Source organism: Oceanibaculum indicum P24, from assembly GCF_000299935.1.
In the GTDB taxonomy this organism is placed as follows: Bacteria; Pseudomonadota; Alphaproteobacteria; order Oceanibaculales; family Oceanibaculaceae; genus Oceanibaculum; species Oceanibaculum indicum.
The window spans coordinates 198,931-212,750 of the sequence record NZ_AMRL01000001.1 but is presented as its reverse complement, the minus strand read 5'-3'; the positions used below and the strand labels follow the sequence as shown (position 1 = coordinate 212,750).

The following is a 13,820-nucleotide window of genomic DNA, read 5'->3' as shown; positions in this document are numbered from 1 at the left end:
CAACAGTTATATGCGCTATGACCTTATTTCCAGAGCATCTGGAGCAGGCTGGCCGCCGCGAAATTCGGCAGCGGCCGCCCAGGAAAAGGGCAGGTGCCTCACATGCCCATATAGGCTTCGCGGATCTTCGGGTTCTCGCCCAGCTCCGCCGTGGTGCCGGCCATCGAGACCCGGCCGGTTTCGATGACGAAGGCGTGGCGGGCGATCTCGAAGGCGGTCAGCACGTCCTGCTCGACCAGCAGGATGGTGAGGCCGGTGCGGTTGATCTCGATCAGCGCCTCGCCCAGCTTCTCGACCAGCCGGGGGGCGAGGCCGAGCGACAGCTCGTCGATCATCAGCAGCTTCGGGCGCGACAGCAATCCCCGGCCGATGGCGCACATCTGCTGCTCACCACCGGACAGGGTGGTGGCGTCCTGCTTGCGGCGCTCCTTCAGGATCGGGAACATGTCATAGACGAAGTTTAGGTCCGACTCGATCTCCGGCCGGTCGCGCCGCAGATAGGCGCCGAGCAGAAGATTGTCCTGCACGGTCAGCCCCTTGAACAGGCGCCTGCCCTCCGGCACATGGGCAACGCCGCGCGTCAGGATGCCGTCGGGGGCGAGGCCGCCGATCTCCTCCCCGTCCAGCTTGATGCTGCCGCCGCGCGGCTTCAGCAGGCCCGAGATGGTGCGCAGCAGGGTGGTCTTGCCGGCGCCGTTGGAGCCCACGATGCAGGTGATGCCGCCGCGTTCGACAGCGACCGAGATGTCCCACAGCACCTGCACGTCGCCATAGCCGGACTGCAGCTTGTCGATGGTCAGGAAGGCGTCAGCCATTGCTTGCCCCTTCGGCGATTGGCGTTGCAAAGCGCGCGGCGAACTTGGCGCCCAGATAGGCCTCCACCACACGCGGATCATTGACGACAGCCTGCGGATCGCCCTGCGCGATCAGCTCGCCATGATGCAGCACCAGGATGCGCTGGGAGATCGACAGCACGACCTTCATCAGATGCTCGATCAGGATGATGGTGATGCCGCGCGCGGCGATCTTGCGGATCAGCTCCAGCGCGCCGTCGATCTCCGCCGCGTTCAGCCCGGCATTCACCTCGTCCAGCAGCAGCACCTTGGGTTTCATGGCCAGGCTCTTGGCCAGTTCCAGCCGCTTGCGGTTGGGCAGGCTCAAGAGAGCCGCCGGCTGCTCCGCGACATGGCCCAACCCGACGAATTCCAGCTCGTCGCGGGCGGCCTGCATCGCCTCCGCCATGCCGCCGCGCCCGCCGCCGAACAGCGACCCGGCGGCGACATTCTCCAGAACGCTCATCTCCGGGAAGGGCTGGACGATCTGGAAGGTGCGGGCGAGGCCGCGCCGGGCCGCCTGGAACGGCTTCTGCCGGCTGACATCGGTGCCGGCGAACACCACCTTGCCGGAGGTCAGCGGATGCACCCCGGTGATCAGGTTCACCAGCGTCGTCTTGCCGGCACCGTTCGGGCCGATCAGCCCGACGATCTCCCCTTCCTGCAAGGTGAACGAGACATCGTTCACGGCATGGATGCCGCCAAAGGCCTTGGAGACATTCTCAAGACGCAGGATCTCGGTCATGCCGCGCCTCCCTGCTTGGCCGGGATGCCGATGCGGCGCAGCAGCTTGCGGTAGTCCAGCTTCAGGAAGCCGCCCGGCAGGAAGAAGATCAGGAACACGATGATGCCGCCCAGGATGGCGCGGTTCCATTCCAGGAAGTTCGCCCAGAAGAACTCCTCCAGCAGCACGAACAGGCCGGCCCCGACGACAGGACCGAACACCGTGCCAGCTCCGCCCAGCAGCACCATCACCGGCACCTTCACGGTGAGCAGGATGGAGAAGCTGTCGGTCGGGTCGATATAGCCGACCCAAGAGGCGTAGATCGCCCCCACCGTGCCGCAGAACAGGGCAGACAGCGCATAGCCCATGATCTTGTAGCGCGTGGTGTCGATGCCCACCATGTCGGCAGCATCCTCATTCTGGTTGATGCAGCGCAGCCCGAAGCCCAGCCGCGCGCGGTCCACCAGCACGGTCGCCACGAAGGCGGCCAGCATGACCGCCAGCATGACATACAGCACGGTGGCCGCCACCCGGTCCGGCCCGCCGGAGAGCAGCGGCACGTTCAGCCCGTCGCCGCCGCCGGTCAGGCTGCCCCAGGAGGAGATGACGAGGCGCACCACCTCGACCACGGCGATCGAGCCGATGGCGAAGTAATGGCCCTTCAGGCGCAGGATGATCGCGCCCAGCGCCACCGCGAAGGCGGTGACGAAGATCGTCGCCAGCGTCCAGGCCAGCACCAGCGGCACGCCGTTGCGCTGCGCCAGCGCGCCGACATAGCAGCCCAGCCCGAAGAAGGCGGCGGTGGAGAAGGAGGGATAGCCGGCAAAGCCGCCGATGAAGTTCCAGGACAGCGCCATCGCAGAATACATCGCCACCGTGATGGCGATGCGCACGGTGTAATTGTCGGCGAACAGCGGGGTGGCCGCCAGCAGCACGATCCAGGCCGCCAGCAGAGCGTAGCGCATGCGAGAGCCGGTCATCATTCGTACCCCTTCACGCCGACCAGGCCGGTCGGGCGGACGATCAGCAGCACCAGCATGATCACGAAGCCCAGCGTAATGGCGTGCTGCGGGCCGATCAGATAGCCGGCGAAGCTCTCGATGATGCCGAGCGCGATGCCGCCGACCAGCGCGCCGGGCACGCTGCCGAGCCCGCCAATGACGCAGATCACGAAGGCCTTGCCGAGGAAGGCGCCGGTCAGGTTCGTTGTCACCGGGAACACCATGGCGAAGACCGCGCCGGCGGCGCCGGCCATCAGCGCGCCGATGCCGAAGGTGATGGCGTAGATGCGGTTCACCTGGATGCCCATCAGGGCGGCGGCCTGGCGGTCCATGCGCACGGCGACGATGGCGCGGCCGATGCGCGAGCCGCGCATGACGAGATACAGGATGCCGGTCAGCACGAAGGCCAGCGCCATGCCCAGCAGCCGGTCCATCGGCATGACCACGCCCAGCACCTCGGCGCTGCCCAGATCCAGTGTCACGCGGCGCGGCGTGGCGGTGAAGAACACCGTCATCAGGTTATAGAGGATCATGTCGAGGCCGAAGGTCAGCGTCAGCGTCGTCAGCACCGGCGCCGTCACCACCTTGTTGATGAACAGGTACTGCAGCGCGAAGCCCACGCCATAGAGGATGAGGGCGACGACGGGCAGCGCCAGCACCGGGTCGATCTTCAGGTGGAACCAGGCGAAGAAGGTGAGATAGCCGCCCAGAATGATGAAGGAGCCGTGCAGCATGTTGATGACATTCAGCACGCCCCAGACCAGCGAGAAACCGACAGCGATGCAGGCGTAGAGCGCCCCCAGCACGATGCCGTTGACGAGTATTTGCATGAAATCCACGGCCGGGTTCCCTTTTGCGGTGCCGGACGGACAAGGAGGGAACCGGGGGAGGGAGCCTCCCCCGGTCAGGTCGGTAGATCGCTTACTTCACCGCGATCATGTCGGCATTGGCGATGCCGGCCGGGTACAGGACCTTGATGTCCTTGCCCTGCACCTGGATCACCGGCATCTCGCGGCCCTGGTTCATGCCGTTGGCGCCGAACTTGATCGGGCCGTAGAAGGTCAGCATGTCGGTCGCGGCCAGCGCGTCGCGCACCTTCGTCTTATCGGTGGAGCCGGCCTTCTGCACCGCATTCACCAGCACATCGGCGGCCGCCGCGCAGGAAGCGTGGACATAGTCCGGGTCGGTCTTGAAGGCGGCGGTGAAGTCCTTGTAGAAACCCGCCGTGGTGTCCCAGACGCCGGTGGCGCCGGTATAGGCGGTGGCATGGTGCCACCAGGTCGAGCTGGTGACGCCATCGGCCAGATCGCCCAGGCCTTCGGTGAACTCACGATAGGCCGGGCCGGTGACCATGGTGATGATCGGCGCCTCGATGCCCAGATCCTTCATCTGCTTGCGGCCCAGGATCAGGTCCTGGGTATAGCCGGTCATGTAGATCCAGTCCGGCGAGGCGGCTTTGATCGCCGACAGGGCGGCGGAATGATCCATGGTGCCGACGGCATACAGCTCGTTATAGACGACCTTCAGCCCGGCGGACTCGGCGGACTTCGCCATAGCGGTCGCCATCGATTTCGGGAACACGTCGTCGCGGCCATAGACGGCGATCTTCGCGGTGGAGGGCATCTTCTCCTTGAACATCACGGCCATCGCATCGGTCATGCCGCCATTCGGCGCCAGCGTGCCGAACAGGTACTTGAAGCCCTGGTCATAGACCGATTCGGAGGAGGCGACGCAGGCCAGCAGCGGCACCTGATAGCGTTCCGCGACGGCGGCGACGATCTTGGTATGGCCGGAGCCGAACGGCGCCATCAGCACGTCCACCTTGTCGTCGGTCACCAGCTTCTCGGCCAGCTGGCCGGCGCGCTTGCCGTCGGTCTGGTAGTCGTACTTCACCAACTCGACCTTCATGGTCTTGCCGCCGACCTTGATGCCGCCATTGGCATTCACCTTGTCCAGCCAGAGCTGCCAGACGCCTTCCTGCTTCTTTCCCTCGTCGGCCAGGCCGCCGGTCAGCGCCAGCGGCGCGCCGATGCGCAGCACGTCGGCGGCATTAGCCGCGGAAGGAAGGCTGGCAGTCGAGACGAGAGCGACGGCTGCCGCCGCGACGAAGGCTGTGTCCTTGAATTTCCCAAACATGTTGCGACCCCTAGCGTTTGCCATGGTTGTTGCGGTCGGCCGCACGCCAGGGCGCTGCTTTACCCGGCAGGGTGGGGACGCCCTGTCCGTCCCGTGCCTGTCCGGCGCTTGCCCCGGCATAGCCGAATATGAGTCACCGCAAGCCTCATGCCAAAAGCCGTAACGCCAATAGTTTCAATAGCAACTAATTGTCCGGGGCGGCGGAGCGGCAGGCGGAATTGGCTAATGTTTAGTCGTTTGATGACGGCGAATGGCGCGAAACCGTGCAGCGACGACGTGCCGCACTTGCCGGCAGCGCCGCGACCTGCGCTTCGCCGCTGGCGTCCTGAAAGGCGAGCGGCTAGGATCGCGCCAGGACGGTGTGCAGCGCTGCTCAGGGCGCTTGCCGTGTCCTTAGTCTTGAACAGGGGATGTTTCCATGAAACTGAAATTCGCATCGCTGGCCCTCGCCGCCGGCCTCGCACTTTCCAGCCAGGCCGACGCGCAGCAGCGCGTCTTCTTCGGCATCGCGACCGGCGGCACCGGCGGCACCTATTACCCGCTGGGCGGCATGCTGGCCCAGGTGCTGTCGAACAATACCGTCATCGATGGCAAGAAGCTGGCCGCGACCGCCGAGACCGGCAATGCCTCGGTCGCCAACGCCAAGCTGCTGGGCCGTGGCGAGATCGAGAGCGCCTTCATCGCCGCCGACATTCTGGACGCCGCCTACAAGGGCGAGAACCAGTTCAAGGACGGCGCGGTGAAGAACATCCGGGCGCTGGGTGCGCTCTATCCGGAAACCGTGCAGCTCATCGTGCGCGCCGATTCCGGCGTGAAGAAGTTCGCTGACCTGAAGGGCAAGTCGGTGTCCTCCGGCTCGCCGGGCTCTGGCCAGTGGCAGCTGCTGGGCGACCTGCTGGAAGTGCACGGCATGAAGCGCGAGGATGTGAAGGAAGATTTCTCCTCCTTCGCGCAGTCGGTGGACAAGATCAAGGACGGCAACCTCGTCGCCAGCCTGATCACTGCCGGCACGCCGACCTCCTCGGTGCTGGATCTCGCCAATGGCCACCCGATCAGCGTCGTGCCGCTGGCCGGCCCGGAGGTCGAGGCGCTGAAGAAGAAGCAGCCCTACTACGCCTCCGTCACCCTGGCGGCGGACACCTACAAGGGCCAGACCGCGGCGGTCGAGACGCTGGCGGTGATGGCGATCTGGGCCAGCCATGCCGATGTGTCGGACGAGGTCGCCTACGCCGTGGTGAAGGCCGCCTACGAGAACACCGAGACGCTTGCCAAGGTGCACACCCAAGGCAAGAACATCACCCTGGCGACGGCGCTGCAGTCGGTTTCCATCCCGCTGCATCCGGGCGCGGAGAAGTTCTACCGCGAAAAGGGCGTACTGAAATAAGCCGGCCCGTTACCACAGGCAGGGCGGCTTCGGTCGCCCTGTTTCTGCTTGTGCTTGCCGGTTGTGCCGGAACGCCGGACGGGAGTGCCTGCGTGCCGCGCATCGGCATCCAGGGCCATCCGGACGGCACGAAGCTGGCGGAGATGACGGCCGGCCCCGATGGCGGCTTCGCCCTGCGCTACATCCATTCCGTCGCGCTGACCCCGGTGGTCAGCCGCTACCGGTTGGAAGACGGGCACATCGTCCAGACCGCGGAGGAATTCGACCAGCATGGTTTCGGCCTGCCCTATGGCGCCGACCGGCCGGGCGAAAGGTTGGAGTTGCGCGACGGGCGCTTCGTGTTGCATATGCACCGCGCGATGGGACCGCTCTATGTCCGGGTCAGTGCGCCCTATGGCAACCGGCTGGACGGGGCGGAAAGCCTGGATCTGACGCAGTGGGGTGCGCGCCGGCTGGAACTGGTGCCGCTGCCCTGCGGATAAGGTTTTGACGAGGGGGGATTAAGGTGACGGATCGCGAGACGCACGCGCAGCCGGAAGAGGCGCTGTCAAAAGACCAGATCGACCGGCTGGTCGAGGAGTACGATCCGGAATCGAATTTCCGTCAGCTGATTGGCGGGGCGGCCATCATCGTCACTGTGATGGGCGTGCTGCTGTCGCTGTTCCATGTCTACACGGCGGGCTTCGGCCTGCTGAACGAGATTGCCCACCGGTCCATCCATCTCGCCTTCGTGCTGGCGCTGATCTATCTGGTGTTCCCGGAGCAGCGGCGCGCCCGCCCGGCGGTGGAATGGCCGGTCAGCCTGGGGTTCGTCGCCTTCTACCTCTACCTTGCCTACGACATGGCGCGAGCGCTGGAAGGCCGTGGCGAGGGCGAGGGGACGTGGATCTTCGTGCTGCTGATCGCCGGCGTGTCCTTCCTGACGCTGCCCTTCAAGTTCCTGGGGACGGAGCGCAACCGCATTGCCTGGCGCGACTGGATCATGGCCGCCGTCGCCGCCTCGGTGTCGCTGTATTTCGTCGTCTTCTTCGAGGATATCTTCATCAACCGGGTCGGCGATCCGATCGGCCAGGACTACATGATGGGCGTTCTGGCCATCATCATGGTGGTGGAGGCGACGCGCCGCACCATGGGGCTGTCGCTGCCGATCATCGGCGTCGCCTGCCTGCTCTACGGCATGCTGGGGCCGTATCTGCCGGGCGTGCTGGGGCATCGGGGCTACAGCATCCTGCGCATCGTCAACCACATCTATATCGGCACCGAGGGTATCTACGGCATCGCGGTCGGCGTTGTGGCAACCTATGTGTTCCACTTCGTGCTGTTCGGCGTGCTGATGCAGCTGACCGGCCTCGGCCAGCTCTTCATGAACCTCGCCACCATCGTCGCCGGGCGTTATTCCGGTGGTGCCGCCAAGGTCTCGGTGGTTTCCTCCGGCCTGTTCGGCATGATCTCCGGCTCCTCCATCGCCAACACGGTGACGACCGGCGCGCTGACCATCCCGTTGATGAAGCGCAGCGGCTTCTCGCCGCGTTTTGCGGGCGGGGTAGAGGCCTCGGCCTCGTGCGGCGGGCAGATCACGCCGCCGATCATGGGGGCGTCGGCCTTCGTCATGGCCGAGATGCTGGGCGTGCCCTACAACCACCTGATCCTGATCGCGATCTTCCCGGCGATCTTCCACTATTTCGCCATGCTGCTGATGGTGCATCTGGAGGCCAAGCGCCTCGGCCTGTCCGGCATGGACCGCCGCCACATCCCGATCTTCCTGGAGGTGATGGCCCGGTCCTGGCATCTGCTGATCCCGCTGCTGGCGATGGTGACGCTGCTGCTGATGCAGTACACGCCGTTCCTGGCGGCCTTCTGGGGCATCATCCTGACCATCCTGTGCGGCTACCTGCCGCTGATCCTGCGGCCGCTGGGCTTCAAGTCGCTGGACCCGTCCTCCGCGCTGAAGCCGCGCCAGCTCATCGAGGGGTTCGAGCTGGGGGCGAAATATGCGCTGGGCATCGGTGCCGCTTGTGCCTGCGTCGGCTTCATCCTCGGCATCGCCACCCTGTCGGGCATCGGCTTCAAATTCTCCGGCGCCGTGCTGCAGCTTGCCTCCTCGGCGGCGGAGACGGTGCTGGCCTTCGACTTTACCGGCTGGATCGGCCAGCAGGGCGTGACGCTGTTCTTCGCGCTGGTGTTCATCGCCATCGCCTGCATCCTGATGGGCGCCGGTATCCCGACGACGCCGACCTATATCATTCTGGCGTCCATCGCTGCGCCGGCGCTGCACGATCTGGGCGTGCCGCTGCTGGTGACGCATTTCTTCGTGTTCTATTATGGGGTTCTGGCCGATGTGACGCCGCCGGTGGCGCTGGCCGCCTATGCCGGGGCCGGCATTGCCGGGTCGGAGCCGATGCGCACCGGCACCACCGCCTTCCGGCTGTCGATGGGCAAGGCGCTGGTGCCCTTCATGTTCGTCTATGCGCCCAGCATGCTGCTGGTGGATTTCACCTGGCTGGAATTCGCTCAGGCGATGCTGAGCGGCCTCTTGTCTGTGCTGTGCCTGTCGGTCGCCTATATCGGCCATTTCCGCGCCGCCGTGTCGGGCTGGACGAAGCTGGCGCTCAGCGTTGCCGGGCTGCTGCTGATCTTCAACGATCTGCGCGGCATCCTGGTCGGCGCCGCTATCGCCGCCCTGGCGCTGGGCGGCAACTGGCTGGCGGCGCGGCGTCTTTCGTCAGCTTAGGACACGGCCCCCGCGCCATAGGTGCCGCGCAGCGGCTGGCCCTCGGCGAAGCGGCTGAAGCGATAGGGCTCCAGCGGCTGGTCGGTGGGCAGGCCGAGCGCCGCCTGCGCCAGCAGCCGGCCGATCATCGGCGACAGCTTGAAGCCATGGCCGGACAAGCCGAAGGCGACGTTCAGCCCCTCGATGCCGGGCAGCGGCCCCAGCACCGGGTTCCAGTCCGGCGTGGTGTCATAGAGGCCCGACCAGGAGGTCACGAACCGCGCCTCCTCGAATTTCGGCATGCGGTGGGCCAGCGCCTCGCCCTGCTCGACGATCCAGTCCAGCGGGATATCGGCATCCACGGTTTCCGTCGAGTCGGTCTCCACGCCTTCGTCGCCTGTGCCGACCAGAATCTGGCTGCCGGAGGTGGAGCGGGTATAGAGCAGGCTGGGCGAGGCCAGATCCTTCAGGATCGGGAAGCGCGGCGTATAGGGCTCATCCACCTCGAAGGCCAGCACGTCATGCCGTGTGATGCTCATCGGCAGTGTGACGCCAGTCCAGCGCGTGAGGTCATGGCTCCACACATTCATCGCCGCCACCACAGCGCCGGCCTGCACATCGCCCTCGGAGGTCTTCAGCCCTGTGACCCGGTTGCCGTCCATCAGCAGCCCCTCGACCGAGACACCCTGGCGGATATCGGCCCCGGCGCGCTTGGCGGCGCGGGCGAACCAGCTGGCCGTCAGGTAGGGGTCGGCAAAGCCCGCGCCCGGCTCATAGCCGATGGCGTCGATGTCGTCCAGGTTCAGCCAGGGATGCAGTTCCAGCGCCTCGGCCCTGTCGATCAGCCGCGCCTCGATACCGATGCCGGCCTGATGCGCGATGGCGCCGCGCACCGCCTGCGACGACTCCCCCTCGGGCGCCACGATAATATAGCCGCAGCGGATGAAGCCGGCGGAGGCCTCCTCATCGCCGATCATCTCGCCGAAGCCCTCGAACATTTCCAGCGAGGCCTTGGCCAGCGCCATATTGGCCGGTACGGAATAATGCGCGCGCAGCAGGCCGCTGGACTGCGCCGTGGTGCCGTTGGCGATCTGCTGACGCTCGAAAAGCGCGACACGGCCCGCCCCCAGGCGGGTCAGGTGGAAGGCAACGGCAGTGCCGATGGCGCCACCGCCAATCACAGCGACATCGTAACTCTTGCTCATCGTGCGGCCTTCTTCTTCTCGGCGTTGGCGAAATCCAGGCACTCTTCCATGATCGCGGTCAGCACCGTGCGGATCGGCGCGGCATAGGCGGGGTCATAGGGTGTCGGCCAGTTATCCTCGTTGACCGGCCCAAGGGGCTCCTGCATATAGCCACGGCAGCCCAGTTCCATCTGCACGGCATGCACGCCGTCCGCCGGCTTGCCATAGTGGCGGGTGATATAGCCGCCCTTGAAGCGGCCGTTCAGCACGGCGGGGAAATCACTTTGCGCGCACTGCGCGTGCACCGCCTCGGCCAGTTCCGGGGCGCAGGAGGCGCCGGAATTGGTGCCGATGTTGAACACCGGCAGCGTGTCCTCGAACAGGCGCGGAATGACCGAGCGGATGGAGTGGCAGTCATACAGCACCACGGCCGGATGGCTTTCCCGCAGCCGCGCGATCTCCGCCGCCAGCGCATCGTGATAGGGCTGGAAATAGGTCGTACGGCGCGCCGCGATCTCCGCCTCGTCCGGCTCCTCGCCGTCCTTGTACAGCGGCTCGCCATCGAAGCTGGTGAGCGGGCACAGGCCGGTGGTCGCCTGGCCGGGGTAGAGCGACACGCCGGACGGATCGCGATTCACATCGATGATGGTGCGCGAGATACCGGTGCGCACCAGGGTGGCGCCCATATCGGCGGCGAAGTCGTACAGCTTCTCGATCCACCAGTCGGCATCCTTGCGCGCCAGCCAGGGCGAGACCAGCCGGTTCTCGAACGCCGCCGGAATATCCGTGCCGGTATGCGGGAAGCTCAGCACGAGGGGCGCATCGCCCCGGCGGATGGTCAGCCAGTTGGTCATCGGTAATCTCTGTTGGTCGCGGGCATGAGGGCGCCTTGGAAGGCCGGAGGTCGATTGTGCGAAGATGAAGCCCCGCCTGCGGATTATGTCTAGACATAATTTTCGCAGCCGAGGAATGATGCGCGCGAATTATGGAGTAGGCACGATGCGCCGGCTGATTTTCGACCATGCCCTGCTGCCCGATGGCTGGGCCGACCGGGTCGCCCTCACGATTGCCGATGGCTGGATCGAGAAGATCGAGCCGGATGCCACGGGCGATGGCGAGCGCATCGCCGGCATTGCCCTGCCCGGCATGCCGGACCTGCACAGCCACGCCTTCCAGCGTGGCATGGCAGGGCTGGCCGAGACGCGCGGACCGGCCTCCGATTCCTTCTGGACCTGGCGGCAGGTCATGTACCGCTTCCTGGATCGGCTGACGCCCGAAAGCGTGGAGGCGATCAGCGCCTATGCGATGATGCAGATGGTGGAGGGCGGCTTTACCGCGCTGGCCGAATTCCACTATCTGCATCACGGTCCGGACGGGCAGCCCTATGCCGACCGGGCGGAACTGTCGGCCCGCATCGCGGCGGCGGCGCAGGCCAGCGGCATTGGCCTGACCCTGCTGCCGGTGTTCTATGCCCATGGCGGCTTTGGCGGGTTGCCGCCGACCGAGGGACAGCGCCGCTTCGTGAACGATCTCGATGGCTTTGCGCGGCTGCTGGAAGGCGCCGGGAAGGCACTTACCGCCCTGCCGGATGCGCGGCTGGGCCTCGCGCCGCACAGCCTGCGCGCGGCAACGCCGGAGGAGATCACCGCACTGGCCGGGATGGTCCCGGACGGGCCGGTCCATATCCACATCGCCGAGCAGATGCAGGAGGTCGAGTCCTGCCTCGCCTGGTCGGGCCGCCGGCCGGTCGAATGGCTGCTGGAGAACCAGCAGGTGGACGGGCGCTGGTGCCTGGTGCATGCGACGCACCTGCTGCCGGCGGAAACCACCGCAATGGCCGCATCCGGCGCGGTCGCCGGCCTGTGTCCGCTGACCGAGGCCAATCTGGGAGACGGCATCTTTGACGGGGTGAATTACCTGGCGCAGGGCGGGCGTTACGGCATCGGCAGCGATTCCAATATCGAACTGGATGCCCCCGGAGAACTGAAGATGCTGGAATACAGCCAGCGCCTGCGCGACCGGGGACGCAATCTGATGGTGCGCGGACAGGAAGGCGCCTCCACCGGCCGCGCCCTTTACGATGCGGCGCTGGATGGCGGGGCGCAGGCGCTGGGCCGCCGGATCGGCGCGCTGGCGGCCGGCCACCGCGCCGATATCGTGGTGCTGGATGCCAATCATCCCGATATCGCGCTGGCGCGCGGCGACCGCTGGCTGGATTCCTATATCTTCGTTGCCGGCAAGTCGGCCATCGACAGGGTCATCGTCGGCGGCGAGATTCTGGTGGAGGGCGGCCGGCACCGCGCCCGCGACGCGCTGGCAGCGCGCTACCGCGCCGCGCTGGACGGCTTGCGGGGCTGAGCTATTCGCCCAAGCCTACTCGGCCGCTGCCGGGGCAGGCATCTTCTTCTCCGACGCGCCGGTTGGCATCAGGGCTGCGGCCAGCGTGATGATCGCCGCCAGCACGGCCAGCACCAGCATCAGCGTGGCGAATCCGCCACCGCCCTGGTGCAGCCCGGCGATCATCGGCACGGCGGCGGCGCTGACGCCCAGTGACAGCACATATTTCGCCGCATACATGCGCGAGCGCCACTCTGCCGCGCCATAGCGCGCGACGATGGCGTCGTTGATCGGGATCGCGCCGAACACCAGCAGCATCATGCCGATGGCGGCCGCGACCATCAGCGCGCCCTCCGCATTGGCGGCGATGAGGAACAGCGGCACCTGCAGGATGATGACGCCGACATAGATCAGCTTCAGCGGGTAGCGGTCGATCAGATGGCCGACGACGATCTGCGCGCAGGCCGCGATGACATAGATCGCGGTGACCAGCGCGCCGATCTGCGTGGTGGTGCCGGCAAAGCTGGCGGTGCGCTCGGCGATCAGCTTCGGCAGGCCGACCGTGGTGGCGTGGAAGATGATGCCGCCGCACAGGGTGGCCACGATCACCACGCCGAACAGCAGCTTCATCTGCGAGGCTGTCAGCGCGATATGCACGCGCGCCGGCTTCTTCGCCGCACCCTTCGCGGCCTGCCGGCGGGCGAAGACCATATAGGCGATGCCGGTGGCGATGGAGACCAGGCCCGGCAGGATGAACACCGCGCGCCAGCCCCACTGGTCGGCCAGCGCGCCCGCTGTGATACCGGCGGCGGCGACGCCCAGATTGCCCCACACGCCGTTGATGCCCAGCGCCTTGCCCAGCTTCTCCGCGTCGGCGGCCACCATGGCGATGCCGACCGGGTGATAGATCGCGGCGAACAGGCCGATCAGCGTCAGCCCGGCCGCCAGTTCCAGCGGCGAGCGGGCGAAGCCGGTCAGGATCGAGGCCATGCCGATGCCGATGAAAAACACCGACATCATGCCGGTCTTGCTCCAGCGGTCGCCCAGCCAGCCGGCGGGGATCGAGGCCGCGCCGAAGGCGACGAAGCCGAACACGGACAGTGACAAGACATCGGCGTAGGAGCCGCCGAACACCGGGTCGGCCGCCATCGCAAGCACCGCCGTCGGGAACAGCAACATGAACAGATGGTCGTAGAAATGGCCGACATTCAGGAACAGGAAGCCGGTCCGGTCGCGATGCACGCTCATGGGTGTCCTCGTTCGCCTTTCAGTGCCGTATGGAGCGGGTTCGCTGCCACGCAGCGATTCTCTCCATCCGTCACCCCCGCACTTGTTGCGGGAATCCAGGGTCCAGCCCGCACGGGCGATGCCGAAGCAAGCTGAAGCCTGGATTCCCGGGACAAGCCCGGGAATGACGGTTGGATTAAGAAACTGACAACGCGTTCCTATCCATACTCATCTCTCCTCGACTCTAGGCCGCGCCGGTGCGACCATCTTGCGATGGTTAGCCA

12 protein-coding genes are annotated in these 13,820 nt (G+C 66.2%); 4 read left to right on the top strand and 8 right to left on the bottom strand.

Annotation, left to right across the window (positions count from 1 at the left end):
• Nucleotides 1-98: 98 nt before the first annotated feature.
• The 5 genes from P24_RS00990 to P24_RS00970 form a co-directional block, all read right to left on the bottom strand.
• The gene (locus P24_RS00990) at nucleotides 99-815 is read right to left on the bottom strand and encodes an ABC transporter ATP-binding protein (RefSeq protein WP_008942816.1); all 717 of its coding nucleotides are present in this window, start codon (nucleotides 813-815) and stop codon (nucleotides 99-101) included.
• Entirely contained in the window at nucleotides 808-1,578 is a 771-nt protein-coding gene (locus tag P24_RS00985; RefSeq protein WP_008942815.1) for an ABC transporter ATP-binding protein, read from the bottom strand. Before P24_RS00985 ends, P24_RS00990 begins: the two co-directional genes overlap by 8 nt.
• Nucleotides 1,575-2,522, bottom strand: coding sequence for a branched-chain amino acid ABC transporter permease (locus P24_RS00980; RefSeq protein ID WP_237740145.1), 948 nt, complete (start codon nucleotides 2,520-2,522; stop codon nucleotides 1,575-1,577). The genes P24_RS00985 and P24_RS00980 overlap by 4 nt, the downstream gene beginning before the upstream one ends.
• 14 nt (nucleotides 2,523-2,536) lie before the next feature.
• Nucleotides 2,537-3,388 carry a branched-chain amino acid ABC transporter permease gene (locus tag P24_RS00975; protein WP_040706158.1) on the bottom strand — a complete coding sequence of 284 codons (852 nt, stop codon included), beginning with the start codon at nucleotides 3,386-3,388 and terminating at the stop codon, nucleotides 2,537-2,539.
• Between the two features lie 91 nt (nucleotides 3,389-3,479).
• Entirely contained in the window at nucleotides 3,480-4,694 is a 1,215-nt protein-coding gene (locus P24_RS00970; protein WP_008942812.1) for an amino acid ABC transporter substrate-binding protein, read from the bottom strand.
• A 418-nt stretch (nucleotides 4,695-5,112) separates the two neighbouring features.
• On the opposite strand from P24_RS00970, the gene P24_RS00965 reads away from it, so the two are divergent.
• The 3 genes from P24_RS00965 (at nucleotide 5,113) to P24_RS00955 (ending at nucleotide 8,809) form a co-directional block, all read left to right on the top strand.
• The gene (locus P24_RS00965) at nucleotides 5,113-6,078 is read left to right on the top strand and encodes a TAXI family TRAP transporter solute-binding subunit (protein WP_008942811.1); all 966 of its coding nucleotides are present in this window, start codon (nucleotides 5,113-5,115) and stop codon (nucleotides 6,076-6,078) included.
• Nucleotides 6,079-6,170: 92 nt separating this feature from the next.
• Nucleotides 6,171-6,560 (top strand): DUF1850 domain-containing protein, encoded by a 390-nt coding sequence (locus P24_RS00960; RefSeq protein ID WP_008942810.1) that lies wholly within the window; start codon nucleotides 6,171-6,173, stop codon nucleotides 6,558-6,560.
• Nucleotides 6,561-6,583: 23 nt separating this feature from the next.
• Nucleotides 6,584-8,809, top strand: coding sequence for a TRAP transporter permease (locus P24_RS00955; RefSeq protein WP_008942809.1), 2,226 nt, complete (start codon nucleotides 6,584-6,586; stop codon nucleotides 8,807-8,809).
• Here the strand turns inward: P24_RS00955 and P24_RS00950 are convergent.
• The gene (locus P24_RS00950; RefSeq protein WP_008942808.1) at nucleotides 8,806-9,993 is read right to left on the bottom strand and encodes an NAD(P)/FAD-dependent oxidoreductase; all 1,188 of its coding nucleotides are present in this window, start codon (nucleotides 9,991-9,993) and stop codon (nucleotides 8,806-8,808) included. The genes P24_RS00955 and P24_RS00950 overlap by 4 nt on opposite strands.
• Nucleotides 9,990-10,826: an N-formylglutamate deformylase gene (hutG, locus tag P24_RS00945; protein ID WP_008942807.1), complete on the bottom strand. Its 837-nt coding sequence runs from the start codon at nucleotides 10,824-10,826 to the stop codon at nucleotides 9,990-9,992. Before hutG ends, P24_RS00950 begins: the two co-directional genes overlap by 4 nt.
• Nucleotides 10,827-10,971: 145 nt before the next feature.
• Here hutG and P24_RS00940 point away from each other — a divergent pair, with 145 nt between their 5' ends.
• Nucleotides 10,972-12,330 carry a formimidoylglutamate deiminase gene (locus tag P24_RS00940; protein ID WP_040706154.1) on the top strand — a complete coding sequence of 453 codons (1,359 nt, stop codon included), beginning with the start codon at nucleotides 10,972-10,974 and terminating at the stop codon, nucleotides 12,328-12,330.
• Between the two features lie 15 nt (nucleotides 12,331-12,345).
• Here the strand turns inward: P24_RS00940 and P24_RS00935 are convergent, their stop codons facing one another.
• Nucleotides 12,346-13,557 (bottom strand): MFS transporter, encoded by a 1,212-nt coding sequence (locus tag P24_RS00935; protein ID WP_008942805.1) that lies wholly within the window; start codon nucleotides 13,555-13,557, stop codon nucleotides 12,346-12,348.
• Between the last annotated feature and the right edge of the window lie 263 nt (nucleotides 13,558-13,820).